Annotated in this window: 26 protein-coding genes; 13 read left to right on the top strand and 13 right to left on the bottom strand. The window is 73.8% G+C overall.

What is annotated here, in order from left to right:
- The first annotated feature begins 3 nt into the window (after positions 1 to 3).
- Positions 4 to 987, top strand: a complete 984-nt coding sequence (locus tag IE258_RS26490) for a helix-turn-helix transcriptional regulator (protein ID WP_159328237.1) — start codon at positions 4 to 6, stop codon at positions 985 to 987.
- Between the two features lie 62 nt (positions 988 to 1,049).
- Positions 1,050 to 1,532, top strand: coding sequence for a DUF456 domain-containing protein (locus tag IE258_RS26485; protein WP_159328132.1), 483 nt, complete (start codon positions 1,050 to 1,052; stop codon positions 1,530 to 1,532).
- Here IE258_RS26485 and IE258_RS26480 read toward each other — a convergent pair.
- The 4 genes from IE258_RS26480 to IE258_RS26465 form a co-directional block, all read right to left on the bottom strand.
- Complete coding sequence (locus IE258_RS26480; RefSeq protein WP_189747427.1) at positions 1,495 to 2,067, bottom strand: methylated-DNA--[protein]-cysteine S-methyltransferase; 573 nt, start codon at positions 2,065 to 2,067, stop codon at positions 1,495 to 1,497. The two genes, IE258_RS26485 and IE258_RS26480, sit on opposite strands and share 38 nt — an antisense overlap.
- A complete protein-coding gene (locus IE258_RS26475) occupies positions 2,064 to 3,566 on the bottom strand; it encodes a DNA-3-methyladenine glycosylase 2 family protein (protein ID WP_229892426.1) in 1,503 nt (500 codons plus the stop codon). Before IE258_RS26475 ends, IE258_RS26480 begins: the two co-directional genes overlap by 4 nt.
- Positions 3,567 to 3,587: 21 nt before the next feature.
- Positions 3,588 to 4,688 (bottom strand): ribosome small subunit-dependent GTPase A, encoded by a 1,101-nt coding sequence (gene rsgA / locus IE258_RS26470; RefSeq protein WP_189747424.1) that lies wholly within the window; start codon positions 4,686 to 4,688, stop codon positions 3,588 to 3,590.
- Between the two features lie 244 nt (positions 4,689 to 4,932).
- The gene (locus IE258_RS26465) at positions 4,933 to 6,252 is read right to left on the bottom strand and encodes a radical SAM protein (protein ID WP_189747422.1); all 1,320 of its coding nucleotides are present in this window, start codon (positions 6,250 to 6,252) and stop codon (positions 4,933 to 4,935) included.
- A gap of 106 nt (positions 6,253 to 6,358) precedes the next feature.
- Here IE258_RS26465 and aldO point away from each other — a divergent pair, with 106 nt between their 5' ends.
- Positions 6,359 to 7,615, top strand: a complete 1,257-nt coding sequence (gene aldO, locus IE258_RS26460; protein WP_189747420.1) for an alditol oxidase — start codon at positions 6,359 to 6,361, stop codon at positions 7,613 to 7,615.
- A gap of 34 nt (positions 7,616 to 7,649) precedes the next feature.
- Here the strand turns inward: aldO and IE258_RS26455 are convergent, their stop codons facing one another.
- Both IE258_RS26455 and IE258_RS26450 read right to left on the bottom strand, forming a co-directional pair.
- Entirely contained in the window at positions 7,650 to 8,174 is a 525-nt protein-coding gene (locus tag IE258_RS26455) for a hypothetical protein (RefSeq protein WP_189747418.1), read from the bottom strand.
- On the bottom strand, positions 8,171 to 9,892 hold the full coding sequence (locus IE258_RS26450) for a PHP domain-containing protein (protein ID WP_189747416.1): 1,722 nt from the start codon (positions 9,890 to 9,892) through the stop codon (positions 8,171 to 8,173). The genes IE258_RS26455 and IE258_RS26450 overlap by 4 nt, the downstream gene beginning before the upstream one ends.
- A gap of 151 nt (positions 9,893 to 10,043) precedes the next feature.
- Between IE258_RS26450 and IE258_RS26445 the strand changes: the two genes are divergently transcribed.
- Positions 10,044 to 10,613: a TetR/AcrR family transcriptional regulator gene (locus IE258_RS26445; RefSeq protein ID WP_189747414.1), complete on the top strand. Its 570-nt coding sequence runs from the start codon at positions 10,044 to 10,046 to the stop codon at positions 10,611 to 10,613.
- A 26-nt stretch (positions 10,614 to 10,639) separates the two neighbouring features.
- Here the strand turns inward: IE258_RS26445 and IE258_RS26440 are convergent, their stop codons facing one another.
- The 5 genes from IE258_RS26440 to IE258_RS26420 all read right to left on the bottom strand — a co-directional run bounded on the left by IE258_RS26440 (position 10,640) and on the right by IE258_RS26420 (position 14,634).
- A complete protein-coding gene (locus IE258_RS26440; protein ID WP_189747632.1) occupies positions 10,640 to 11,395 on the bottom strand; it encodes an isocitrate lyase/PEP mutase family protein in 756 nt (251 codons plus the stop codon).
- A 2-nt stretch (positions 11,396 to 11,397) separates the two neighbouring features.
- The gene (locus IE258_RS26435) at positions 11,398 to 11,883 is read right to left on the bottom strand and encodes a hypothetical protein (RefSeq protein WP_189747412.1); all 486 of its coding nucleotides are present in this window, start codon (positions 11,881 to 11,883) and stop codon (positions 11,398 to 11,400) included.
- 71 nt (positions 11,884 to 11,954) lie between these two features.
- Positions 11,955 to 12,614: a response regulator gene (locus IE258_RS26430; protein WP_189747410.1), complete on the bottom strand. Its 660-nt coding sequence runs from the start codon at positions 12,612 to 12,614 to the stop codon at positions 11,955 to 11,957.
- Complete coding sequence (locus IE258_RS26425) at positions 12,611 to 13,795, bottom strand: sensor histidine kinase (protein WP_189747408.1); 1,185 nt, start codon at positions 13,793 to 13,795, stop codon at positions 12,611 to 12,613. Before IE258_RS26425 ends, IE258_RS26430 begins: the two co-directional genes overlap by 4 nt.
- Positions 13,792 to 14,634, bottom strand: coding sequence for a CPBP family intramembrane glutamic endopeptidase (locus IE258_RS26420; RefSeq protein WP_189747406.1), 843 nt, complete (start codon positions 14,632 to 14,634; stop codon positions 13,792 to 13,794). Before IE258_RS26420 ends, IE258_RS26425 begins: the two co-directional genes overlap by 4 nt.
- Before the next feature lie 163 nt (positions 14,635 to 14,797).
- Here IE258_RS26420 and mmuM point away from each other — a divergent pair, with 163 nt between their 5' ends.
- From mmuM to dacB, 7 genes are all read left to right on the top strand, one after another.
- Complete coding sequence (mmuM, locus tag IE258_RS26415; protein ID WP_189747404.1) at positions 14,798 to 15,712, top strand: homocysteine S-methyltransferase; 915 nt, start codon at positions 14,798 to 14,800, stop codon at positions 15,710 to 15,712.
- Positions 15,713 to 15,781: 69 nt separating this feature from the next.
- Positions 15,782 to 16,789, top strand: a complete 1,008-nt coding sequence (locus tag IE258_RS26410; protein WP_229892424.1) for a DUF4129 domain-containing protein — start codon at positions 15,782 to 15,784, stop codon at positions 16,787 to 16,789.
- Entirely contained in the window at positions 16,786 to 17,571 is a 786-nt protein-coding gene (locus IE258_RS26405) for a hypothetical protein (RefSeq protein WP_229892422.1), read from the top strand. The genes IE258_RS26410 and IE258_RS26405 overlap by 4 nt, the downstream gene beginning before the upstream one ends.
- Positions 17,568 to 18,566 (top strand): AAA family ATPase, encoded by a 999-nt coding sequence (locus tag IE258_RS26400; RefSeq protein ID WP_189747400.1) that lies wholly within the window; start codon positions 17,568 to 17,570, stop codon positions 18,564 to 18,566. Before IE258_RS26405 ends, IE258_RS26400 begins: the two co-directional genes overlap by 4 nt.
- A gap of 68 nt (positions 18,567 to 18,634) precedes the next feature.
- Positions 18,635 to 19,975 carry a DUF58 domain-containing protein gene (locus IE258_RS26395; RefSeq protein ID WP_189747397.1) on the top strand — a complete coding sequence of 447 codons (1,341 nt, stop codon included), beginning with the start codon at positions 18,635 to 18,637 and terminating at the stop codon, positions 19,973 to 19,975.
- Positions 19,972 to 20,568, top strand: a complete 597-nt coding sequence (locus tag IE258_RS26390; protein ID WP_189747395.1) for a hypothetical protein — start codon at positions 19,972 to 19,974, stop codon at positions 20,566 to 20,568. Before IE258_RS26395 ends, IE258_RS26390 begins: the two co-directional genes overlap by 4 nt.
- A 192-nt stretch (positions 20,569 to 20,760) precedes the next feature.
- Entirely contained in the window at positions 20,761 to 22,116 is a 1,356-nt protein-coding gene (gene dacB, locus IE258_RS26385; protein WP_189747393.1) for a D-alanyl-D-alanine carboxypeptidase/D-alanyl-D-alanine endopeptidase, read from the top strand.
- 65 nt (positions 22,117 to 22,181) lie between these two features.
- Here dacB and IE258_RS26380 read toward each other — a convergent pair whose 3' ends face one another.
- Positions 22,182 to 22,598, bottom strand: a complete 417-nt coding sequence (locus IE258_RS26380) for an ATP-binding protein (RefSeq protein ID WP_373309933.1) — start codon at positions 22,596 to 22,598, stop codon at positions 22,182 to 22,184.
- A 112-nt stretch (positions 22,599 to 22,710) separates the two neighbouring features.
- Between IE258_RS26380 and IE258_RS26375 the strand changes: the two genes are divergently transcribed.
- Positions 22,711 to 23,529, top strand: a complete 819-nt coding sequence (locus IE258_RS26375) for a helix-turn-helix domain-containing protein (protein ID WP_229892421.1) — start codon at positions 22,711 to 22,713, stop codon at positions 23,527 to 23,529.
- Positions 23,526 to 23,708: a DUF397 domain-containing protein gene (locus IE258_RS26370; RefSeq protein WP_189747388.1), complete on the top strand. Its 183-nt coding sequence runs from the start codon at positions 23,526 to 23,528 to the stop codon at positions 23,706 to 23,708. The genes IE258_RS26375 and IE258_RS26370 overlap by 4 nt, the downstream gene beginning before the upstream one ends.
- Here the strand turns inward: IE258_RS26370 and IE258_RS26365 are convergent.
- Positions 23,653 to 25,170 carry a carboxylesterase/lipase family protein gene (locus tag IE258_RS26365; protein ID WP_189747386.1) on the bottom strand — a complete coding sequence of 506 codons (1,518 nt, stop codon included), beginning with the start codon at positions 25,168 to 25,170 and terminating at the stop codon, positions 23,653 to 23,655. The genes IE258_RS26370 and IE258_RS26365 overlap by 56 nt on opposite strands.
- Between the last annotated feature and the right edge of the window lie 18 nt (positions 25,171 to 25,188).

The following is a 25,188-nucleotide window of genomic DNA, read 5'->3' as shown; positions in this document are numbered from 1 at the left end:
CTGATGCTGGGAGTGCTGGGGCTGGAGGACACGCACGAGGCGGCGTACCGGGCGCTGGTGTCGGTGGGCGCGGCCGACGTCCCCGATCTGGCGCGGCGGCTGGCGCTCGGCGAGCGGGAGACCGAGCGCGCGCTGCGCCGCCTGGAGCAGAACGGGCTCGCCGCCCAGTCCTCGGCCCGCCCCGGACGCTGGGTCGCGGCCCCGCCGGGCGTCGCGCTGGGCGCCCTGCTCACCCAGCAGAGGCACGAGCTGGAGCGGGCGGAGCTGGCCGCGGCGCTGCTGGCGGAGGAGTACCGGGCGGCGGCGGCCGAGCCCGCGGTGCACGACCTGGTGGAGGTGGTGACCGGCGCCGCGGCCGTCGCCCAGCGCTTCCTCCAGCTCCAGCTCGGCGCGAGCGAGGAGGTGTGCGCCCTGGTCACCGACAAGCCGGTCGCCGTGACCGGCATGGAGAACGACGCGGAGGAGCAGGCCACCGGGCGCGGGGTCCGCTACCGCGTGGTGGTCGAGCGGTCGGTCCTGGACCTGCCGACCGGCATCACCGAGCTGACCGCCGCGCTGGGCCGCGACGAGCAGGTCAGGGTCGTGGACCGGGTGCCGACCAAGCTGGTCGTCGCCGACCGCTCCCTCGCCCTGGTGCCGCTCACCGCGCACTCCTCGGAGCCCGCCGCCCTGGTGGTGCACGCCAGCGGCCTGCTCGAACTGCTGTCGGGGCTGTTCGAGGCCGTGTGGCGGGACGCCCTCCCGCTGCGGCTGGGCGGGTCCGGCGTGACCGAGCACGGCCCGGACGCCCCCGACGGCACCGACCTTGAGATCCTCTCCCTGCTGCTCGCCGGCCTGACCGACGCGAGCGTGGCCAAGCAGCTCGACCTGGGCCTCAGGACCGTGCAGCGGCGGGTGAAGCGCCTGATGGAGCTGACCGGGGTCACCACCCGGCTCCAACTGGGCTGGCACGCGTATGAAAGGGACTGGGTGGCCAGAAAGCACTGAGGAGTCCTCCCCCGCCGGGCCGGAGTTCTGCGGACCGGGCCGGACTCCTGCACCCTGGACAGATGGGAGCGTGGGACCTCCTGCTGGCCGGCCTGGTCATCCTGCTCGGGCTGTGCGGCGTCCTGCTGCCCGGCGTGCCCGGGTCGTGGCTGGTGTGGGCCGGGGTCCTGTGGTGGGCGCTGAAGGATCCGCAGCCTCTCTCCTGGGCGGTCCTGGTCGGCTCCACCGTCGTGCTGCTGCTGTCCCGGGCGGTGCGCTGGGCGCTGCCGACCCGCAGGAGACGCCGCGACGAGGCGATGCGGCGGCTGACGGCCTATGCGGGCGCCGGCGCCGTCCTCGGCTTCGTCCTCGTCCCGGTGCTCGGCGCGATCCCCGGGTTCATGGGCGGCATCTACCTCGCCGAGCGGCTGCGCCTCGGGCGGCACGGGGAGGCGATGGCGTCGCTGCGGACCGCGATGCGCCAGGGCGGTGCCGACCTGCTGACCGAGCTGTTCGCCTGCCTGCTGATCACCGGGGCGTGGCTGGGTGCGGTACTGGCCGGCTGACCGGGGCGCCCTCCAGCGACAGCAGCCGCGTCTTGCGTTCCAGCCCGCCCGCGTACCCGGTCAGGGAGCCGTCGGCGCCGATCACCCGGTGGCAGGGGCGCAGGATCAGCAGCGGATTCGCGCCGATCGCGCCCCCGACGGCGCGCACCGCGGGTCGCGAGGCCCCGATGCGCGCGGCGATCTCGCCGTACGTCGTCGTCGCCCCGTAGGGCACGTCGTCCAGGGCGGCCCACACCCGCTCCCGGAAGGCGGTGCCCTCGGCGCGCAGCGGCAGCCGGAACTCGGTCAGCTCCCCGGCGAAGTAGGCGCCGAGCTGCTCCTCGGCCGCCCGGAAGGGCCCGGCGTCGTGCCGCCACCCGTCCCGGACGCTCCGGCCGCCCTTCTGCCCGGGCACGGACAGGGAGGTGAGCGCGCCGTCGGCGGCGGCGGTGAGGAGCAGCCGCCCGACGGGGCTGTCCATCTCGTACCAGTACGTCTCGGCGTGGATGCTCGTGGTCGTGGTCGTGGTCGTGGTCGTCGGCGTGGTCGTGGTCATCGGTCGTTCTCCCACTCTCCTGCTGCGCGCAGGTGGTTCAGTGCGTACGAGCGCCAGGGGCGCCAGGTGTCGGGGACGGCGGCGCCGGGCGGGGCGACGTCCGGGTCGCCGAGGGCGCGGGTGCGCACGACGGCGACGGTACGGGCGTCCAGGCCGGGCACGGCGAGCAGGGCGCGCTCGGCGTCGTCCCGGTCGGCGCCCGGGTCCAGGCGTACGGCGCCGTCGGCGAGGGCGGCGGCGAGCGCGCCCGCGGTGCCGTCCGGCGCGGCCCCGGCGAGGACCGCCGGTTCGGGGAAGAGGTGGGTGAGGGTGCCGCAGGGCGCGTCGAGCGCCTTTCCGTACCGCTGGACGAGTCGCTCGGCCGCCGCGCGCCCCACCAGGGCCCGTACGGCCAGTTCGTCGGGGTCGGCGGTGCCCGGTGAGCGCAGTCCGGGGCGGGCCGCGACCAGCGGGGCGAGCCGGGGGTCGGCGCCGAGCCGCTCGTCGACGGCGTACGGATCGGCGTCGAGGTCGAACAGCCGCCGCAGCCGCTGCACGGCGGTGGTCAGGTCGCGCAGGTCGGTGAGGTGGAGGCGGGCCTCCAGCCAGCCCCCGCTGCCGGCGCCCCGGCGATCCGGCCCGCCCGGCCGTTCCTGGACGGCGACGATCCCGGTGCCGTACGGCAGGCGCAGGGTGCGCCGGTAGACGCGGCGGCCGGTGGCGCCGCTCACCTCCTCGACGCCGGCCACGGCCTCACGCTGGAGCAGGTCGAAGACGGGGCCGGACTGGTAGGGGCCCCGGTGCGCGAGCCGCAGCGGCACACCGGCGGAGGGGGTGGCCGTGCGCCGGGCGGCCCGGTCGCGGGCGGGGGCGGCGGCGCGCAGCTCGCTCGGGGTGGCCGCGTACACGGCCCGGATCGTGTCGTTGAACTGCCGCACGCTGGCGAAACCGGACGCGAAGGCGATCTCGGTGACCGGCAGGCCGGTGGTCTGCAACAGGACGCGTGCGGTGTGCGACCGCTGGGCGCGGGCGAGGGCCACGGGTCCCGCGCCCACCTCGGCGGTGAGCTGGCGCTGCACCTGGCGGGCGCTGTAGCCGAGCCGGACGGCGAGTCCGGCGACGCCCTCGCGGTCGACGACGCCGTCGCCGATCAGCCGCATGGCCCGGCCGACGACGTCGGCGCGGACGTTCCAGTCCGCGGAGCCCGGCACGGCGTCGGGACGGCACCGCCGGCAGGCCCGGAAGCCCGAGCCCTGCGCGGCGGCGGCCGTCGCGAAGAACCGCACGTTGCGCCGCTTCGGTGTGACGGCGGGGCAGCTGGGCCGGCAGTAGATGCCGGTGGTCTCGACGGCGAAGAAGAACGCGCCGTCGAACCGGGCGTCCCGGCTCCGCACGGCCTCGTACCGGACGTCCTCGTGCTCGTCCGCGTACTCCGTTGTCCGCACTGTCTGCGCTGTCTGTGGTGTCACGCCGTCCAGTCTCCGCCAGACCGGAGAACCGGGCTGGCGGAAATCGGACATGGCGTCGGTGCGGCCGCCTGGCTACCGCAGGCCGCCCCGCTTGGCCTCCATCGCCGCCTTGCCGATGGCGCCCCGGCGCTTGTACTCCTTCCGGATCTCGGCCCGCACCCGGGCGTCGGTCTTGGCGACGATGCGCTGGTTCTCCCGCATCAGCTTGCGGTAGCTCTCCAGCCGCCGCTCAGGAAGCGCACCGCTGTCGATGGCGGCCAGGACGGCGCAGCCCGGCTCGCTCTCGTGGGCGCAGTCGTGGAACCGGCACTCCTCGGCCAGCTCCGCGATCTCGGCGAACACCTGGTCCACCCCGTTGCCCGCGTCCCAGAGCCCGACGCCCCGCAGTCCGGGGGTGTCGATCAGCACGCCCCCGCCGGGCATGGCGAGGAGGTTGCGGGTGGTGGTGGTGTGCCGGCCCTTGCCGTCGACGTCGCGGGTGGCCTGGACGTCCATGGCGTCCTCGCCGAGCAGCGCGTTGGCGAGGGTGGACTTGCCGGCGCCGGACTGGCCGAGCAGCACGGCCGTGCCGCCCGAGACGACGGCGGCGAGCACGTCGAGCCCCTCGCCCTGCTCGGCGCTGACGGACAGCACCGGCACGCCGGGTGCGGCGGTCTCCACGTCCTGGACGAGGTACGCCAGGGTCACCGGGTCGGGCACGAGGTCGGCCTTGGTGAGGACCACCACGGGCTGCGCCCCGGATTCCCAGGCGAGGGCGAGGAACCGTTCGATCCGGGCGAGGTCCAGCTCGACCGCGAGCGACACGGCGACGATCGCGTGGTCGACGTTGGCCGCGAGGATCTGCCCCTCGGACCGCTTGGACGAGGTGGAGCGCACGAAGGCGGTACGGCGGGGCAGGTACGTCCGTACGTAGCGCGGGTTGCCGGCCGGTTCGACGGCGACCCAGTCGCCGGTGCAGACGACGCGCAGCGGGTCGTGGGGCGTGACGAACGCGGTGTCGGCGCGCAGGACGCCGTCCGCGGTGACGACGTCGCACTGCCCGCGGTCGACCCGCACGACCCGGCCGGGCAGCAGCCCTTCGGCGGCGTGGGGGGCGAACGCGTCGGCCCAGTTCTCGTCCCAGCCGTACGAGGACAGGGCGGAGTGGCTGGAGTTGGAAGACGTGGAAGTCAAGGGGTGACCCTTCAGGGTGCGGCCCCGGCGCGAGAACTCAGGGAGCGGCTGAGATCAGCCGGTGGCCACGGAGGTGGACTCGATGGACTCCTGGATGCGGGCAGCGCCCATCACAGTGACAGCCATTGGTCGACACCTCCTCAGCAAGACCCCTGTCGGCGGCCGGTGGGGCCGCCGCTCGAACATCGGTCACCTTAGCCGCGTGCCCGAGGGCCGCGCCACCGAATAACCACCAACCGTCCGCTCAGACCTCCACGGGCGCGTCCGCCGGCAGGCTGTCCATGAAGGAGCTGACCGAGAAGACCGCGTTGCCGGCGCCGGGCGGGCCGTAGCCGGGGGGCGAGGAGAGGCCGTAGTCCTCCATGGTCTGGCGGTATGCCTGGAGCAGGCGGATGTGGTACTCCAGCGGGGCGCCGTCGGGGTTGGTCTTGCCGAGCGGGGTGGTGGGCTCGGGGCACCAGGTGGTGAAGCGGGGCGTGATGCCGTGCGACATGAAGAAGCGCAGGCCCTCGGTGGTGGACGCGATGGCCTCGTCGACGGTCTTGAAGCCGAAGGGCTCGGCCATCTCCACGCCCGCGACGAAGTTGGGGATGACGTTGCGGGCGCCGAAGACCTCGGTGGAGTCCAGGATGCGCTTGTGCCACTCGTCGCGGCCGACGTAGCGCTCCTTGCCGGGGCAGTACATCTTGAACAGGTACTCGTCCCACACCTCGAAGTTGGGGTGGTAGATCTGCACGCCGTAGTCCTTGAAGCGCTGGACGTCCGGCTTGGGCAGGGCCTGGGCGACGACCTTGCCGATCCAGCGGCCGGGGAAGTGCTCCTCGATGGCCTTGGCGTACCGGCCGTAGAAGTCGGCCTCGTCCAGACCCTGGACCTTCGACGTGATCGCGCCGCCGGTGAGGGTGTACGCGGTGGAGATCTTGGCGGTGTCGTACTTGTCGATGATCTCCAGCGCCTCGAGGACCTCGTCGACGTCCTTCACGCCCGTGTACGGCCGCCCTGCGGCCTTGTGCTGGCGCCAGTTGTGGTTGATGTCGCAGTACTGGCACTCCTCCTTGGCGCCGAAGTACTGGCAGACGCGGAACGCGGTCAGGTAGATCAGGTAGCCCCACTGGATGGTCGGGGCCACCTCCATGACCGACTTCCCGTTGGAGAGCTTGTGCCGGTAGTACTCGGGCATGGGCGGCACGCCGACGTCGGCGATGCGCTTGCCGTCGAGGTAGAGGCCGAGCTGGTTGTGCTCGTCGGCCGCCACGCGGTAGGGGGAGGACGGGTTCACCCGCACCGAGACGACGGTGCGGCGCAGGTCGTAGGGGCCGCCGGTGAGGATGATCTCCTCGGGCGGGCGGCGCAGGGCGGCCTCGCCCAGCTCGGGCAGGGTGCCGTGGTCGAAGGAGAAGATGAAGTACGACTTCGGCTTGACCTCGCCGTCCTCGTTGTCACTGAGGGCGGAGGGGTCGAAGGCGACACCGCCGCGCAGCAGGTCCTCCTTGAAGACGGCCTCGCGCGGTACGTGCGGGAACCGCTCCATCAGATCCTCGACCAGCGCGGTACGGCTGTCCATCCCGTGTCTCCTCCCGGGTCCGGCGTTCGACTTCTCACGGTATGCCCCCGCGGGAGAGGCTTCCCGCCCGGGGCCCCTCCAGACGCGCCGGGTAGGTTTCCGCGCTATGAGCGACATCACGGTGACCAACTGGGCCGGCAACATCACGTACACGGCCAAGGAGCTGCTGCGACCGCGCTCCGTGGACGCCCTGCGGGCCCTGGTGGCGGACAGCGCCAGGGTGCGGGTGCTGGGCAGCGGGCACTCCTTCAACGAGATCGCCGAGCCGGGTGCCGAGGGCGTCCTGCTGTCGCTGGCGGACCTGCCGGCCGAGGTGGACGTGGACACGGCGGCCCGTACGGTGCGGGTCGGCGGCGGTGTGCGGTACGCGGAGCTGGCCCGGCTGGTGCACGCGCGGGGTCTCGCGCTGCCGAACATGGCCTCGCTGCCGCACATCTCGGTCGCCGGGTCGGTGGCGACCGGAACGCACGGCTCCGGGGTGGGCAACGGTTCGCTGGCGTCGGTGGTGCGCGAGGTGGAGCTGGTCGCCGCGGACGGTTCGACCGTGGTGATCGCGCGGGGCGACGAGCGGTTCGGCGGGGCGGTGACCTCGCTCGGCGCGCTGGGGGTGGTGACCTCGCTCACACTCGATCTGGAGCCCGCCTACGAGGTGGAGCAGCACGTCTTCACCGAGCTGCCGCTGGCCGGGCTGGACACCGCGACGTTCGAGACCGTGATGGCGGCGGCGTACAGCGTGAGTCTGTTCACCGACTGGCGGGCGCCCGGTTTCCGGCAGGTGTGGCTGAAGCGGCGCACCGACCGGCCGCTGGACGGCTTCCCGTACGCGGCACCGGCCGTCGAGAAGATGCACCCGGTGCCGGGCATGCCCGCGGTCAACTGCACGGAGCAGTTCGGGGTGCCCGGTCCCTGGCACGAGCGGCTGCCGCACTTCCGGGCCGAGTTCACGCCCAGCAGCGGCGCCGAGCTGCAGTCGGAGTACCTGATGCCCCGGGAGCACGCCCTGGCCGCCCTGCACGCGATGGACGCGATACGGGAGACCCTGGCGCCGGTGCTGCAGACCTGCGAGATCCGCACGGTCGCCGCCGACGCGCAGTGGCTGAGCCCTTCCTACGGCAGGGACACGGTGGCGGCGCACTTCACCTGGGTCGAGGACACGGCCGCGGTGCTGCCGGTGGTGCGGCGGCTGGAGGAGGCGCTCGCCCCGTTCTCGGCCCGCCCGCACTGGGGGAAGGTGTTCACGACCCCGGCGGACGGACTGCGCGCGCTGTATCCGCGCCTGGGCGACTTCGGGGCCCTGGTGACGGCGCTGGATCCGGCGGGGAAGTTCACCAACGCGTTCGTGCGCGGGGTGCTCGCGGGCTGAGCACCCCGCGCCCCTCGGGTCGGGCGGGCCCGGGTCAGTGGTCGGCGCAGCAGGGTGTCGGGTCGGGGTCCTCGAAGGGCACCAGGGTGCCGCCCACCGCGGGCATGGCGGCCAGGACCAGTCGGCCGCCCTGCCAGTGCGGGCGGACGTGGTCCCGGGTGACCAGCCGGGTGTCCGGGGCGGGCTCGTGCGGTGTGCCCAGGACGGTCACCCGGTCGATCGCGGAGCGGGCGAGCAGCTCGGCGACCGTGAGGGTGCCGGTGAGAACGGCCGCGCCCGGGTAGAGGACGGCGCGGCCGGTCTCGTCCCAGGCGCCGTCGCGGACCTCGTACCCCCGGGCGGTGAGCCGGTCCCGGGCGGTGCGCAGGACCGGCTCCGCCTCGACGGCGAGGGACAGGGCGACCCGCGGGCGGCCGTCCCGCACCAGGTGCGTGCAGCCGAAGACACCCTCGGGGAGGGCGAGTTCGGCCGCCAGCGCCCGGAGCAGGTGGTCGGCCTCCCGCAGGGTCGTCGCGTCGGTGTCGACGCCGAGGACGTATGGCGCGGTGGGCGGTGTCACGACGGCAGGACCCACACGGGGTTGGAGTAGAACCACAGGTCGCGCCACGGGTCGGCGTCGCCGACGACGTCGATGGCGGGGCCGGCCGGGTCGACCTTGGCACCGAGTGCGCCGGCTGCGGAGCGGTTGCCGTCGGTGCCGCGGGTGCGGACGTAGACGGGGTGGTCGACGCGGCCGAGGTCGTAGGTGAGGCGGACGGTGCCGCTGTCCGTGTTCGCCTCGGTCACCTCGTACGACTTGACGACCCGGGCGGACGGCGCGGTGAAGGTGTCCTTGTCGGCGGCCGGTCCCGTCACGTCGCCCTGGATGACGTCCACGCGGGCCAGCTTGGGGACGAAGCCCGCCCAGTTGGGGCCGCCGGCCAGCGCGACGTCGATGGACAGGGTGACCCGGGTGCCCTTGCGGACGTGCAGGGCGCCGCCGAGCGTGGCCCAGCGGCCGCCGCCCGAGACGCGGACGTCGAGGCCGCTGACGAGCTGCCCGTGGTCGACCCAGACGCGGCCGGCGCGGATGCCGTCCATGACGGCGGCGTAGGAGAAGCCGTCGGAGCCGACGTGGGTGCGGCTGTACTGGCCGGGCCAGAAGTCGTTCTGGGTGATGTCGATCTGCCCGGCGTAGACCGGGTCGTCGTAGCGGCCGTTGGCGTTGAAGTCGCCGCCGCCGCGGGCGCCGGTGTCGGCGTAGACCTGGTGCGAGTCGGAGTTGGCGGTGATCCACCAGGGGCGGCCCTCGGCGATGAGGCTGTCCCACAGGCCGCCGACGGTGGCGGTCATCCAGTCGAAGCCGCCCCAGGTGCGGTAGCTCTCCAGGGGGTAGCCGGCGAAGGAGTTGGCGCTGGGGCTGCCGTCGTAGATGCCGCGGGCGCCGCCCGGGCCCAGCGGCTTCGGCAGGCCGCCCGCCTGGTGGCCCGGGGCGCCCTCGAAGCCGACGGCGATCTGGTGGCCGCGGGAGGTGGCGTCGCGCCAGGCGCGGATCTCGTGCGGGGAGTCGATGCCCTTGCGCGCCGGGTGGTTGGCGAGCATCAGGGCGTCCTTGACCTTGCGCCGCTTGACCTGGTCGGCGAGGAAGGAGAGTCCGGCGATGGCGAGGGCCTCGTTGGCGGGGGTGGAGTCGCCGGCGCCCTTGACGCTGCCGTCGTAGTCGGTCTCGAACTGCTTGAGGACGGAGACCTCGTGCTTGCCGGGGTGGACGAAGACGGTGCCGTGCTCGGCGGCCGGGATGTTCCACTCCAGGCCCTGGAAGACGAGGGTGTCCTCGTGGGCGTCGCGGGCCTCGCGGATGTCCGGGTTGACCTTCTCCACACCGATCTTGGCGTGGGTGCTGCTGCCGTGGTCGGTGATGACCAGCCAGTCCATGCCGTGCCGGGCGCCCTGGCGGACCTGGTCGACGACGCGGTACTTGCCGTCGCTGCTGTACTGGGTGTGGATGTGGTGGTCGCCGGCCAGCCAGAGGAAGCCCTTCTTGCGGCGGCCGTTGCTCGCGGCCTGCGCGGGGGCGGCGGTGGCGGTCTGGGCGAGGACGGTACCGGCGGCCAGACCGGCGCCGAGCAGTCCCGCCCGGCGCAGCAGACCGCGGCGCGACTGCTGTTCGGGACTGAGGGCCTCGTCGGGGACGCTGGTGTCGAAGGCGGCGGGCAGGGCCGGCGCGGTGTCGTGCTCGTGGTCGTGCGGGTGCCCGTGGTGGTGATGACCGTGGGTGTGTCCGTGTCCGTGCCCCATGCCTGTTCCTCCCGAAGACCGCCGCCGTGCGCGGCTCCGAGGAGAATCGGCGCGGAAGGTGAACATTGAACGACTCGCGGGTGATCCGCGACTGCCGCCCGCCCTGACCTAGCATGAAACCTAGGAATCCTAGGTTGCAGGAAGGTGGCCCATGCCCCGAGTGGGTCTTACCACGGACCGTGTCGTCGCCGCGGCCGCCGATCTCGCCGACGCGTCCGGCTTCGAGGCGGTCACCGTCTCGGCGCTCGCCCGGCACTTCGGGGTGAAGGACGCCAGCCTGTACACGCACGTGCGCGGTCTCCAGGACCTGCGCGTGCGGGTCGCGCTGCTGGCCGGCGGCGAGTTGATCGAGGAGATCGCCGGGGCGGTGGCGGGCCGGGCCGGGAAGGAGGCGCTGGCCGCCTTCGCGGGCGCCTACCGGGCGTACGCCCTGCGCCACCCCGGCCGCTACGCCGCCACCCAGATCCGCGTCGACCAGTCCCTGGTCACCGACTCCCCCGCCCTGCGCCGCACCGCCGAGATCACCCACGGCATGCTGCGCGCCTACGGCCTGACCGAGCCCGACCTCACGGACGCGGTGCGCCTGCTGCGCTCCACCTTCCACGGGTACTGCGCCCTGGAGGCCTCCGGCGGCTTCGGCGCCCCGCGCGACGTACAGGCGTCCTGGGACAAGGTGGTCGAGGCCCTGCACGTGGCGCTGGAGAACTGGCCGCGCGCGTAGGTCGACGCGGCAGACAGGCAGGCGGGTCAGCCCGGCGTGCGCACCTCGTCGTACGTGGGTGTCGGGCCGTCCGGGGTCCGGCCCGAGCGGATGCCGGTGGCCGTCTCCAGGGCGGCGCCCAGCGCGCGCCGGTAGAGCAGCGAGCCGAGGCTGACGCGGCCTACGCCGAGGTCGGCCAGGTGGGCGAGGGTGGGGCCGGCGGGCGAGTACAGGACGTTGAGGGGCACGTCGAAGTGGGCGGCGAGGGAGGCGATGCGGGCGGGGTCGGTGAGTCCGGGGACGAAGACGCCGTCGGCGCCGGCCTCGCGGTATGCCTCCAGGCGCCGCACCGTCTCCGCCGGGTCGCCGTCGCCCGACCAGTACGTGTCCGTACGGGCGTTGACGAAGAGGCCGGGGGCGGCGGAGCGGACCGCGGCGATCTTCGCGGCGTGCCGGTCCACCGGCCCCAGACCGTCCTCGAGGTTGATCCCGACGGCGCCGGCCGCCACCAGCTCCCGGGCGAACTCCCCGACCTCGTCCGGGTCGTCGCTGAAGCCGTCCTCCGCGTCGACGGAGAGCAGCAAGGGGGCCGAACCGAGGGTGAGGGCCAGCCGCAGGGTCTCGTCGCGGGTCGCCGAGGCCCCGTCGGGCAGTCCTGCCGCCGCCGCGACGCCGAGGCTGGTCGTGCCGACGGCGTGGAAGCCCTGCCCCGCGAGGGCGAGCGCAGAGGCGTGGTCCCAGGCGCAGGGCAGCAGCAGGGGCTCACCGGCGCGGTGCAGGGCGGCGAAGGCGGTCACGGTCACGCTCACGAGAGGTCGCCCACCGCGTCGGCGTAGTACACGGACTCCGCGAGGTGCGCGGCGAGTTCGCGGAAGCTCCAGCCCTCGCCGGGCGAGTGGTCGAGCTGTTCGTCGGTGAGCGCTTCGAGGCGGTTGGCCCAGATGCGGGCGAGCCGGGTGAGGCGGCTGCGGGCCTCGTCCAGGTCCTCGGCGGTGAAGGCGGCGCGGTCCGCGTCCGTGGTGACCAGGGAGGCGTGCCAGTGGTCGGGCTGGGTCTCCTCGCCCGCCAGCCGGGCCTCCAGCTCCGCGAGGTGGTCCACCATGTGGTCGGCGACCCGCCGGACCGCCTTGTGCGGGGTGTAGACGCGGCCGTCGACGTGGGCGGGCGTCCCGTCCCAGCGGGTCCAGGTGGCGGCCAGGTCCAGGACGTGGCCGACCATGCCGGTGACGGCGTCGGCGGGTGCGGGTGCGGGTGCGGGTGCGGGTGCGGTGACAGTGTGCGTGTCGCTCATGCCCCGAACGCTAGGTCCCGGTTCCTTCGGTGGCGGCCGAAGTGTCCCGTGCGGCGCCCGGGCGGGTCCCCCTAGGTCACCAGCCCGTGGCGGTAGGCGAAGACGACTGCCTGGACGCGGTCGCGGAGGTCGAGTTTGGTGAGGATGCGGGACACGAAGGTCTTGACGGTCTCGGGGCTGATCACGAGGGCCGAGGCGATCTCGCTGTTGGACAGTCCGTCCGCGATCAGGCGCAGGACCTCCATCTCCCGGGGGGTCAGCGGGATGTCCTGAGCGGTGCCCTCGGCGGGGCGGATCCGGGCCGCGTACCGGCCGACGAGGCGGCGCGTCACGTCGGGGTCGAGCAGTGCCGCGCCCATGGCCACGGTGCGGATGCCGTGCAGCAGCCGGTCCGGCGGCGCGTCCTTGAGCAGGAAGCCGCTGGCGCCCGCGCGCAGCGCCTCGTAGACGTACTCGTCGAGGTTGAACGTCGTCACCACGAGCACCTTGACGGGGTGCTCCACCCCGGCGCCGGCGAGCAGGCGGGTGGCCTCCAGGCCGTCGAGCACCGGCATGCGGATGTCCATCACCACGACGTCCGGGCGCAGTTCGCGGGCCAGGTCGACCCCGGCCTGCCCGTCCCCGCACTCGCCGACCACCTCCAGGTCGGGCTGGGCGTCGACGATGGTCGTCAGACCGGTGCGGATCAGTGCCTGGTCGTCGCAGATCACGACCCGGACCGGCGCGCTCATGACGTGCTCCCCCCGCTGACCTTGCCGCTCCCGCCGCCCCCGGGTATCCGGGCCCGGACGACGAAGCCGCCGTCGCGCGCACGGTCCGCGCTGAACTCGCCGCCCAGCACGTCGACCCGCTCCCGCAGACCGGCCAGCCCCCGCCCGCTGCCCCCGGGGGACGCGGCCCCCGTGCCGGAGCCGTCCGTGCCCACTTCCACCGTGATCTCCCGTTCTCCGTGGCGCACCAGGACCGACGTCCTGCCGCCGTGGTCGTACTTGAGGGCGTTGGTCAGGGCCTCCTGCACGACGCGGTACGCCACGAGGTCGGAGCTGCCGGTCGCCGCCGCCGGGGTGCCTTCCTCGGTGAACTCCACCGGCTGCCCGGCCCGGCGGGTCTGCTCGACCAGCGTGAGCACCCGGCCGACGGGGGGTGTCCTGGGCTCGGCGGTGCCGTGGTCGGGGTTGAGGAGGTCGAGCAGGTGCCGCAGGTCGGTGATGGCGCGGCGGCCGGTGTCGCTGACGGCGGCCAGCGTCTCGTCCAGCCGCTCGGGCGCGGCGGTCAGGTAGCGGGCCGCCTCCGACTGCACGACCATCGCCGTCACGTGGTGGGTCACGACGTCGTGCAACTCGCGGGCGATCCGGGTGCGTTCGGCGTTGCGGGCGTCCTCGGCGACCCGGGCGCGGCGTTCGGCCTCCGCGGCACGCGCCGAGCGCATCCAGGTGCCGATGCCCCACGCCAGGGCAAGGATCAGGTAGAAGGTGACGTACTCGACCAGCGATTCGTCGCCCCCGCGCGCGTTCAGCCCGACGGCCATGGCCACGTACGCCAGGGTGGCGGCGACCTGTGTGGCGCGCCGGTACTTGTCCTGGTGGGAGCCCGCGTTGATCAGCACGATGGGGAGCGCGGCGCCCGCGAAGAGGTGGTAGCCGCGCAGTTGGTCGAGGGCGAAGCCGAGCGAGACCAGGGCGAGGCAGAGGAGGGTCCACCGCCGGCGCACGGCCAGCGGGATGGACTGCAGGACGGCCGCCACCCCGGCCAGTGCGTCGGCGGAACGGGTCGGCAGGCCGCCGATCTCCGTGCCCTGGCCCTGGAGCGCGGGCACCAGCGACGCGACGAGCAGCAGCACCCCGAGCGGAAGGTCCCGGACCGTGACGTCGAGTCGACGCCACAACTCCAGGACCCGTCGGCGATCGATCACCGGGGAAGTGTAGCGGCGGAGTTGGCGCCCGCGGCACGCCGCCGGGCTCCGAACGGCACGACGTTCCCGCGCCGGTGCGCCAGCCACAGGAACACCAGCGTCAGCAGCACCCCGAAGCCCACCGAGTACACGCTGCCCTCCGGGCCGAAGTCGCCGCCGGTGAGCAGCTTCGGACCCGACATCGTGGCGTCCAGCAGGCCCTCGCTGTCGCCGTTGCCGGAGACGACGGTGCTGAAGACGCCGCCCGCGGCGAAGTTCCAGCCGAAGTGCACGCCGATCGTCAGCCACAGGTTGCGGGTGGCGGCGTACGCGGCGGCGAGCATGAAGCCGGCCTCGATGGCGATGGCGACGGCGCCCCACAGGGTGGCGTCCTCGTTGAGCAGGTGCGAGAGCCCGAACACCAGGCCGGTCAGTCCCAGCGCGAGGTAGGTGCCGATGTGCTCCTCGATGATCCGGAACAGCACCCCGCGGTAGACGATCTCCTCCGTCGCGGCGGCCCCGGCCATGAAGCCGACCAGCCCGATCGCACCCTGCACCGAGCCCAGGCCGTCGACCTCGTAGTGCCCGGAGGTGAAGAGGTTCACGATGACGGCCGAGAACATCCCGGCGCCGATCAGCGTGCCCCAGCCGAACTTGGCTCCGGCGCCCTCCAGGGCCACGTCCAGGGCCTGGCGGCGCTCCGTCTTCCGTACCACCCAGGCGTACACGTAGATCACCAGCGCGGCCGCCGCGAGTCCGACGACCAGGGTGAGCCAGTCGTTGTCCTTCACCGCCTGGATGGCCGCACCGCCGATGGCGTAGGCCGCCAGCACGGCCAGGAACTGCCAGACAAATCTCACGGGAACTCCTCGATCCGGCCCGGGACTTCGGCGCCCCGGCTGCTGCACAGGACGCTACGGATCCGGCGGCCGGAGATCGTCACCTCACGGTGGACACCTGCCCGTAGCTCGCTCGGGGGACAAGGCCCCGGAGCGCGGGCGGCGGGGTCGTAGCCTCGAAGGCATGACCAGCGACTTCGCCGACGCCCTCGCCTCCGGTCCGCTCGTGCTCGACGGCGGGCTGTCCAACGAGCTGGAGGCGGCCGGGCACGACCTGGGCGACGCGCTCTGGTCGGCCCGGCTGCTCGCCGAGGATCCCGAGGCGCTCACGCGGGCCCACCTCGCCTACTTCGAGGCGGGCGCGGAGGTGGCGATCACCGCCACCTACCAGGCCACCTTCGAGGGCTTCGCCCGGCGCGGCGTCGGACGGGAGCGGGCCGCCGAGCTGCTCGCCCTGGGTGTCGAGTCGGCGCGGGAGGCCGCCCGCCGGGCGCGGGCGGGCCGCCCGGGCCGCCGTCTGTGGGTGGCGGCGTCGGCCGGTCCGTACGGGGCGATGCTCGCGGACGGCTCGGAGTACCGGGGGCGGTACGGCCTCGGCGCGGGCGAGCTGGAGCGGTTCCACCGGCCCCGTCTGGAGGCTCTGGCGGCCGCCCGGCCCGACGTCCTCGCGCTGGAGACGGTCCCGGACACCGACGAGGCGGCGGCCCTGCTGCGGGCGGTGCGCGGACTCGGCGTGCCCGCCTGGCTGTCGTACACCGTCGCGGGCGACCGCACGCGCGCCGGTCAGCCGCTGGAGGAGGCGTTCGCGCTGGCCGCCGACGCGGCGGAGGTGGTCGCGGTGGGCGTCAACTGCTGTGCACCCGAGGACGTGTCCGGCGCGGTGGAGACCGCCGCCCGCGTCACCGGCAAACCGGTCGTCGCCTATCCCAACAGCGGCGAGACGTGGGACGCGGGAGCCCGGGGCTGGCGCGGGCGTTCGTCGTTCGCGGCCGAGCGGGTGCGGGACTGGCGGGACCGCGGGGCCCGGCTGGTGGGCGGCTGCTGCCGGGTGGGTCCGCGGACGATCGGGTCGATCGCGCGGACCCTGTCCGGCGGCTGACCGGGCGGCATGTGCCAAAATTGCCGTGAACAGGCGTTCGGGGGGGCGACGGGTTCGGCTGGGGGCTGTGTGGAACACGGGGAGCGGACGAGACACCGGGCGGCGCCGGGGGTGGTGCTCGCCGCCGTGGTGGTCGGTGCGCTGGCCGTCGCCGCGCTCGCGCTGCGGCCCGAGCAAGGGCTGCTGCACTCCGGCAGGGGGCCGCTCGGCCACTGGGGCTTCGTGGCGATCGCGGTGTCCGTCGTCTGGACCTTCGGCGCCTGGACACTCGTCCAGAACCTCCGCCACCGCTTCGGCGCCGACCGGCTATCGCTGCCACCGCGGGAGGAGCGGCTGCGGGAAGCGGCCGCGCCCCTGCTCCTCGCCACGGTGGGCGTCATCGGCGTCCTGGCCCTGGTCCTGCACCACTTCTCCACCGGCGACAGCACCTCGGGCCCTCCCCCGCCGCTCGCGCAGGACCCGGTGCCCACGCCGACCCTCGCCACCCGCCCGCCCGAACAGCGGCACGGTTCGACGGACCATTCCTCCCTGCCGCTGTACCTCGTGCTCGCGCTGCTGGCCGCCGTCGCCGTCGTGCTCGTCGTGGTGGCCGTCGTGCGCAGACTGCGCCGGTTCGGGCTGCGGGTGCCGCAGCGCCCCGGCCACGCGGGCACCGCCGCACAGGACGACGACGCGCGGCTGCTGCTGTCCGCCGTGCACTCGGGCCGCCGCGCCCTGGCCGGGACCGGTGACGACGCCCGCGCGGCCGTCATCGCCTGCTACGCCGCGATGGAGGACGCCCTGGCCGCGTCCGGTGTGCCGCGCCACGCCTCCGACAGCCCCGCCGACCTGCTCTCCCGCGCCGCCGGCGCCGGTTTCGCACCGGGCACGGCGGCGCCGCGCCTCACCGCGCTGTTCCGCGAGGCGCGCTACTCCTCGCACCCGATGGACGCCTCGCACCGGGCGGCCGCGGCCGACGCCCTCGAGGAGATCGCGTCCCTGCTCGGCGCCCGCGAAGGCGCACACGAAGGCGACCGGGACGGAAGCCCGGACGACCCGCACGGCCAGCACGACCGGAACGCGGAGGCCCGGCGATGAACCGTCCCACGGCGGGAGGCTCGGGAGAGGACATGCTGACGCTGCGCCGGCTCGGGCTGCTCGGCGGCGCGCTCGCCGGTTCGGGCGTCCTGCTCGTCCTGCTCCTCGACGGCGCCGAGGCGGCCGGTGCCCTGGTGGCGCTGCTCGTCGCCGTGGCCCTGCTCGCCGCCCGGTACGTCGCCGGGGCCGGGGCCCTGGACTCCGCGTACCGGGACGAGGTGCGGCTGTTGCGGACCCGGGTGCCCGGCATGGGCGAGTGGCGACGGAACGTGACCACCTCCACCGGACCCGACGGCGCCCTCTACTACCGGGCCGTGCTCCGCGCCGAGCTGCGCCACCTGTACGCCGCCGCGCTCGCCGAGCACCACCACGTGTCCCTGGAGCACCAGCCCGAGCGGGCGGCCGAGTTGGTCGGCCCCGAACTGTGGCCGTGGCTCGGCACCGTGCCACCGGGCACCGGACCCGACGGCGAGGTGCCCGTCGAGGTGCTGCGCCGCCTCGTCGACCGGCTCGAAGCACTCGGCGCGCCCCGCACCCGCGGCCCTCATGCCCCTAGGGGGTGTCGTTTGGATCAGGACGGCTCCGAGCGACGGCACCGTGTGGCCGACCCGAGCGGGGCCTGGTGCGTGCAGCTGCAAGGCGGAGGAGGGCGACAGGGCGGAGCCCTGGCAACCGACGACAACGCCGCAGATGCGCGTGCCAGGCCCCGCGACCCCGGCAAGATCCAAACGACACCCCCTAGCCCCCGCAGCCCCCGTACCGGTAAGGACCAATCGACGTGACGACTCCCTCCACGAACCGGCTCCGCACCGCCGAGCAGGTCGGCGAGCAGGCCGGTGCCGTACTGCGCGAGATCGGCCGTGCCGTCGTCGGCAAGTCGGACGCCCTCGAACTCGTGATGCTGGGCGTGCTGGCCGGCGGCCACGTCCTCGTCGAGGACCTGCCGGGGCTCGGCAAGACGCTCCTCGCGCGGTCCTTCGCCACCACGCTGGGCCTGGACTTCCGCCGGATCCAGTTCACGCCCGACCTGCTGCCGTCCGACGTCACCGGGACGCCGCTGTACGACCAGCGCACCGGCGAGATGGTGTTCCACCCGGGCCCAGTCTTCACGCACCTGCTGCTCGCCGACGAGATCAACCGCACGCCGCCGAAGACCCAGGCCGCGCTGCTGGAGGCGATGGCCGAGTCCCAGGTGACCGTGGACGGCGAGACCCGGCCGCTCGCCGACCCGTTCCTGGTGATCGCGACGGCCAACCCGGTGGAGTACGAGGGCACCTACTCCCTGCCCGAGGCCCAGCTCGACCGGTTCCAGCTGCGGGTGCGGATGGGCTATCTGACCGCCGGGGAGGAGCTGGCGATGCTGCGGGCCCGGATCGACCGGGCCGCGCCCGAGGCCGTGCTCGAACGGCTCGCCGGGCCGGACGACGTGGTGGCGTGGCGGGCCGTGGTGGAGCGGGTGGAGATCGACGACGACCTGCTGGAGTACGCCGTCGCGCTCGTCGGCGCGACCCGCGAGCACCCCCAGATCAGCATCGGCGCCTCGCCGCGCGGCGGACTCGCGCTGGTCCAGCTCGCCCGCGCCCGCGCCGTGCTGGACGGCCGCGACTACGTCGTGCCGGAGGACGTCAAGGACCTCGCGGTGCCCGCGCTGGCCCACCGGGTGTCGCTGCGCCCCGAGTTGTGGGTGCGCGAGATGTCCACGGACGACGTGCTGCGCGAGATCGTCGACGGCGTCGGTACGCCCACGACGCGGCGTACGGCCGCCGTGTCGTCGTGACCGCGCCCGCACCCCGACCGGCAGCCGCACCGCGACCGGAAGCGGCACCGGCACCGGCACCGGGTGCCGTGCCGGATCCCGCACGCCGGCCGGACGCGGCGGTGGTCCGCGCCCTGGAGGGCCGTACCTCCCCGACGCAGCCGCCGCCCCCGCCGCCCGGCGGCCTGCGTCCCAGTGAGCGCACGCTGCGGCTGCTGACCGTGGCCGCCGTGGCGCTCGCCGCCGCGCTGCTCACCGGCCGGGCCTGGCTGCTGGCGCTCGCGGCGGCACCGCTGGTGCTGCTCGCGCTCGCGCTGCCCCGTGCCCACGCCCGCCGCATCGAGACGTCGGCGACCGTGGAGCCGGGTCGCTGCTTCGAGGGCGACACGGTCACGGTCCGCATAGCGGTGGCCCACGACGGCGACGCCGTGCGCCTGGACCCCGGCGTCACGCTCGGCCCCGGCCTGCGCCTCGACGAGGTCGTCGTCGGCCCGTCCACGGTGACACTGCGCCACACGGCGCTGCGCTGGGGCCGCTGGTCGCTCGGTCCGGTGGACGTCGACGTGTACGACCCCGGCGGCACCGTGCGCCGCACCGTGCGGGTCGTGGCGGCCGAGGTGTCCGTCTTTCCGCGCGCCACGCAGGCCCGGTTCACGCCGATCCCGGTACGGCTGCCGCAGCGGCTCGGCGAGCACGCCTCGCCGCAGTCCGGGGAGGGCGTCGAGGTCATCGGCGTGGGGCCCTGGGTCCCCGGGGAGCGGCAGCGGCGCATCCACTGGCCGTCGACGACCCGGCGCGGGTCGGTGCAGCTGCACCGGTTCGCGGCCGAGCGGGCCGCCGACACGGTGATGCTGATCGACGCGTTCGGGGACGTCGCCGACCCGGTGACCGGGCTGTCGTCCCTGGACGAGACGGTACGGGCGGCCGCCGGGCTCGCCCGGGCGTATCTGCGCACCCACAACCGGGTGGGGGTCGTCTCGACCGGCGGCACCACCCGGTGGCTGGCGCCGGGCACCGGGGATGCCGCGTTCTACCGCATCGTGGAGAGCGTCCTCGACGTCCGCAAGGACCGCTCCTTCGGCGGCGACGGTCTGGAGCGGGTCCCGCCGCCCGCGCTGCCGGAGGGCGCCCTGGTGTACGTGTTCACCCCGCTCAGCGACGCACGGATCCTTCAGGTGCTGCGGGACCTCCAGGCGCGGGGGCGCCGACCGGTCGTCGTGGAGATACCGAGCGGGGACCCGGTGGTGGAGCCGGGCGACGAGGCGGGCGAGTTGGGGCTGCGGCTGTGGCGGGCGGAGCGCGACGCGATGCGGTTCGCCCTGCGGGACAGCGGGGTGCCGGTACTGCGGCACACCGAGGGCGAGTCGTTGGATCTGGCGCTGGCGCCGCTGCTGTCGGGGCGGGTCGGCGGAAGGGGGCGGGCCCGATGACGGCGCCGGACACGCGGGTCGGCCTGCGGGAGTACCTCGGTTACTGGATCGGCACCGTGCCGGTGCGGGCGCTCGCGGTGGCGGCCGTCGTGATGGCGTGGCGGCCGTGGGCGACGGTGGGGACGGCAGGGGACGCGGTGCCGTTCGTCTGCGCGGTCGCCTTCGCGGTGTGGGCGGCGCCCTCGCTGGACCGGCGCCCTTCGGTGGAGGCCGTCTGGTGGTCCTACCGGCTGCTGCGCCACCGCACGACGCTGCTGGCCGGGGGCGTCGTGGTGATCGCGGCCTTCGAGGAGCCCGCCTGGTGGGAGGGCGCCGGTGTGGTCGTGCTGCTGGTCGCCTACCTGGTGACCAGTGAGACCTGGCCGTGGCGGTCGGGGCGCGGCACCGCCCGGGTGTGGGGCGAGGCGGCCGCGGCCTGCGCGGGTGCGGGTGTGGTGGCGGCAGCGGCGGCCGTACCGGTGACCGGGACCGGCTCGGGGCTGGGCCGGGTCATCGCCGCCGCGGTGGTGGTGGGTCTGGCGGTGGCCGGGGGCACGGTGCTGCGCGCCCGCTGGCGGGGTGATGCCCCGAGGACCCGCACCCCGGGGAACTGAGGGGCAAGGGGACTGCCCGTTCGGCAGCGGCGGAACCCCCGTCACGACCTCGCTCGGACAGCCGTTCCGTCATTCGGTCGCAAGACGTTCACACCCCGTCAATTTTCGTCCCAGCCCTTCATATGACGGCTGGTAGCGTGCCCAACGCTTCACCCCCACAGAACGAAGTAACCGATCTTTGGACTTCACTTCATGACTGGTACGCCAGACGAAACCCCCACTCACACCTTCACCCCGGGCGGACGGCGCAGGCACCGCAAGGCGAGAGTGAGCCGCGTCGGCGCACGCCGGGCCCTCGTGCTCGCCATGGCCGTGCCCGTGGCCTCCGCCACCCTGGCCGGGACCTCGGCCTTCGCCGCCGACGACACCGCCGCACAGCCGCAGGGCATCTCGGTCGACGACCTCGCCGCCGACGACGCGCAGCTGGTCAAGAACCTCAACGAGCGCCTCGCGGACGAGCGTCTGGGCACCGACGTCAGCGGCGTCGTGCTCGACGCCGACTCGGACACCGCCCTGTGGGACCACAACGGCTCCACCGCCCTCATGCCGGCCTCCAACGCCAAGCTCGCCACGGCCACCACCGCCCTGACGCTGCTGGGCGCGAACCACGAGTTCACCACCAAGGTCGTGTACGGCGAGGGCACCCTCACCCTCGTCGGCGGCGGTGACCGCACCCTCACGAGCGAGGACGTGGCCGAGCTGGCCAGGACCGCCGCCGACGGGCTCAAGGCGGCGGGCCGGACCGACGTCCAGGTCCGGGTGGACGACAGCCTGTTCGCCGACCCGAGCCTCGCCGAGGGCTGGAACGAGGGCTACTACCCCACCGAGATCGCGCCGGTCCGTTCCCTCGTCGTCGACGGTGCCGCCGTCCAGGACACGTCGATCGACGCGGGCAAGGTCTTCGCGAAGAAGCTCGCCGAACAGGGCGTCACCGTCACCGGCGAGGTGGGCCGTACGACGGCGAAGCAGTCCGACGTGCCGGTGGCGCAGCACAAGTCGGCGCCCCTGTCGGACATCGTCAAGACGATGCTCAAGACCAGCGACAACAACATCGCCGAGACCCTGCTGCGGATGACCGCCGTGGAGCTGGGCAAGCCCGCCACCTTCGAGGGCGGCGTCGAACTGGTCCGCCAGGTGCTCAGCTCGTACGGCATCTCCCTCGACAACTTCGAGATGCACGACGGCAGCGGCCTCTCCCGTGCCGACCGCATCCCGGCCGCGACGCTCGCGCAGCTCCTCGACGCGATCACGGAGTCCCCCGCCCTGGGCTCGATCCTGGAGGGGCTGCCGGTCGCCGGCGAGGCCGGGGCCAGCCTCGGCCCGGAGTGGGGGCGCTTCGACGACCCCAACTCCGAGTGCGCCGTCGGCAAGGTGCACGCCAAGACCGGCACGCTCACCGGTGCCATCGCCCTGAGCGGTGTCACCCGGACCGACGACGGCGACTGGCGGATCTTCTCCTTCATCGAGAACAACTCGACGGCCGACCCGAGCGACATCAAGGACGCCATGGACGGCCTCGCCGCGACCGTGAACGGCTGCTGGGCCTGACGCGTCGCACCTGACGGAGCGTGGAGATCCGGTGAAGGCCCCCGAGGGCAGACGGGTGTGCCCCGTCAGTCCGCCGGGACACCGCACTCGAACCACACGACCTTGCCGGGCTCCCGCTCCGTCACACCCCACTTGTCCGCCAGCTCCGACACCAGCAGCAGTCCGCGCCCGCCCTCGTCCGACCCGTCCGGGTCCAGGGGCACCGCCGGTACGCCGTCCCCGCTGTCGTGGACCTCGACGCGTACGCCGTCCCCGCAGGGCAGCAGCCCGAGCCTCAGCAGGAAGCCCCGGCCGGGCGGTACACCGTGCAGCAGGGCGTTGGTCGCCAGTTCGCTGACGCACAGCACCACGTCGTCCGCGCGCCCGCGCACGCCCCAGTCGGCGAGCGTCTCCCTCGCGAACGCCCGCGCGGCGGGGACGGACCGGCGCTCACGGCGGTAGAAGCGCTCGCGTGGGGGCGGGGGTGGAGTTTCGTTGTTCACGTGACGAGGGTCACGCTCCGTGGTCATCATGGGACAGTGCGCATGGCCGTACAGCCGGTCTGTACGGGTGCGCGTTGGTGAACGTACGCGCGCGGGTGGGGAGTTCGACCTCATGGGCACGACGACACGGAGGAACGCCTCCGCGATGAAGATGGTGGGCGCGCTGCTCGCCCTCTACCGACAGGCGGCGGGGCACACCCAACGCTCCCTGGGCGAGCGCTTCGTCATCGGCGAGCAGCAGATCGCCTCGATCGAACAGGGCCGACGGCCACTGAAACCGGACCTCGCCGAGCAGCTCGACGAACTCCTGGGGACCAAGGGGGCGTTGTCGATCGCGCTGAGCAAGATGCCGGAGGTGGACCTGGTCCCGCTGTGGGCGGAGGAGTTCCTGGACAGGGAGCGGGAGGCAATCGTCATCTCCTCCTACGAGAACCAGGTGTTGCCAGGGCTGCTTCAGACCGAGGGCTACGCCCGAGCGGTGTTCCGCAGCCGCATCCCCGCCCTTGAGGACGACGAGGTCGAACGTCACGTGATGGCTCGTGTCGAGCGCCAGGCTCTCTTCCACCGGAAGGACCCGCCCATCACTTGCTTCGTCATCTGGGAGGCAGTGCTGCGAGACCACTTGGGCGGCAAGGCGGTGTTCCTGCAACAGGTTCGCCATCTGCGGGAATACTGCGAACTCCCGAACCTCGCGATTCAGATTCTGCCGCTGGCACGCACTGCCCATGCGGCACTGGACGGGCCGTTCGTGCTCCTGGAGACACCTGATCACCAACGGCTCGCCTACACGGAAACGCAGCGGGGCAGCCAACTGATCGCTGCTCCCGACGAGGTGGCCATCCTTACGCAGAGGTGTGCGATGCTGCGGTCACAGGCCCTCACCCCTGAGGACTCGAGGGACTTTCTGGACCGTCTACTAGGAGACCAATGAGCGGCAGCGCACTTCGATGGTTCAAGTCGAGCTACAGCGGAAGCGACGGCGGCAACTGCATCGAGGTCGCCCAAGAACCCACCGCCATCCACATCCGCGACTCCAAAGCCCCGCAGGGACACGTCACCGTCGGACCAGGCGCCTGGGCCGCGTTCCTCGGGGCGTTCGGGGCACGGTGACGTCGGCCTTCCACAGGTCGTACTCGGCGTCCAGCGGGCCGTGGGCCGTGTACGGGGCGCCGTCGCCGAAGACCCGTACGGGATGCGCGGCGTCCCACGCCTGCCACCCGGGGTCGCCGGACTCCACGAACCGCACCCACGCCCCGTGCATCGCGTCGGCCAAGTCCTGCGGAGCGCCCTCGCCCGCGAGTCTGCGCGCGTCGGGGCCGTCGCCGGAGTCGAAGACGAAGCCCAGTTCCAGGGCGTGGCAGGCGCCGAGGTCGGGCAGGTTGGACGGCCAGGCGAACTCGTAGACGTGCGAGGAGGCGGGCCGCGCGTCGGCCAGGCGGTGCATCGGGATGCGCAGCAGGTGGTCGGTGACGAGCTGGCCCACGATTTCGGCGGCTCCCGCGTCGGGGCGCGCCGCGCGGTAGCCGCGGACCACCTCGTTACCGCAGTGGCAGCGGGCGCGGGCGCCCGCGAGGGCCACCGCGCCGAGCCGGTCGACGCGTTCGAGCAGGCCGCCGGGGACCAGCCAGAGCCGGTACTCGTCGCGGGTCCAGCCCATCATGAGGTCGACGCCAGGTGCCGCGCCGCCGTCGACGAGCGCCTCCAGCGGATCACGGGGCAGCACGTCGCCGTCGACGACGAGGCCGAAGCCGGGACCGCCCAGTACGGGGCTGCTGAAGCGGCCCACCTCGGCCTGGGCCCGTAGCAGCTGGCCGCGGTCGGCGGCGGCGAACGCCTCGGCGGTGGCGGGGATCTTCAGGCGGGAGGCCATCCGGCGGACCATGCGCCGCACCTTGTCGCGGTCGGATGCCTCGGGTGCGCCGCTCTGGAGCACGGCCCGCCGGAAGAGCCCCTGGGCCGCGGGCGCGGCGAGGAGCGCGCCGGTGCTGATGGCGCCCGCGGACTGGCCGGCGACGGTGACCCGGTCCGGGTCGCCGCCGAAGGCCGCGATGGAGTCCCGCACCCACTGGAGGGCGGCGATCTGGTCGCGCAGTCCGGCGTTGGCGGGGGCGTCCGGGAACAGGCCGTAGCCCTCCACACCCAGTCGGTAGTTGATCGACACGCAGACCACGCCGTCGCGGGCGAAGGTGTGGCCGTCGTAGACCGGTACGGCGGAGGATCCCCTGGTCAGGGCGCCGCCGTGCAGCCAGACCAGGACCGGCAGGCGGGCGCCGGGGCCGGGCTCGGGGGTCCAGACGTTGAGGTTCAGGCAGTCGTCGCCGGGGATCGCCGGGTCGGAGAGGTACTGGGCGAATGCCTCGGAGTACGGCGGTTTCGGGGCCGTGGGGCCGAAGGAGCCCGCGTCGCGGACGCCGTCCCAGGGCTCGGGGGGTACGGGCGGGCGGAAGCGGCCCGGACCGAAGGGCGGCGCTGCGTACGGGATGCCGCGAAAGACGGCGACGCCGTGCTCGTACCTGCCGCGTACCGCGCCGTGGACCGTCCTGACCACGGGGTTCGTCTGGCCTGACCGCATGCGCCCACCAGCCCTTCG

Origin of the sequence: Streptomyces tendae, from assembly GCF_014650435.1 — a bacterium.
GTDB lineage: Bacteria > Actinomycetota > Actinomycetes > Streptomycetales > Streptomycetaceae > Streptomyces > Streptomyces tendae.
This window is presented reverse-complemented; position numbering and strand designations above follow the sequence as displayed.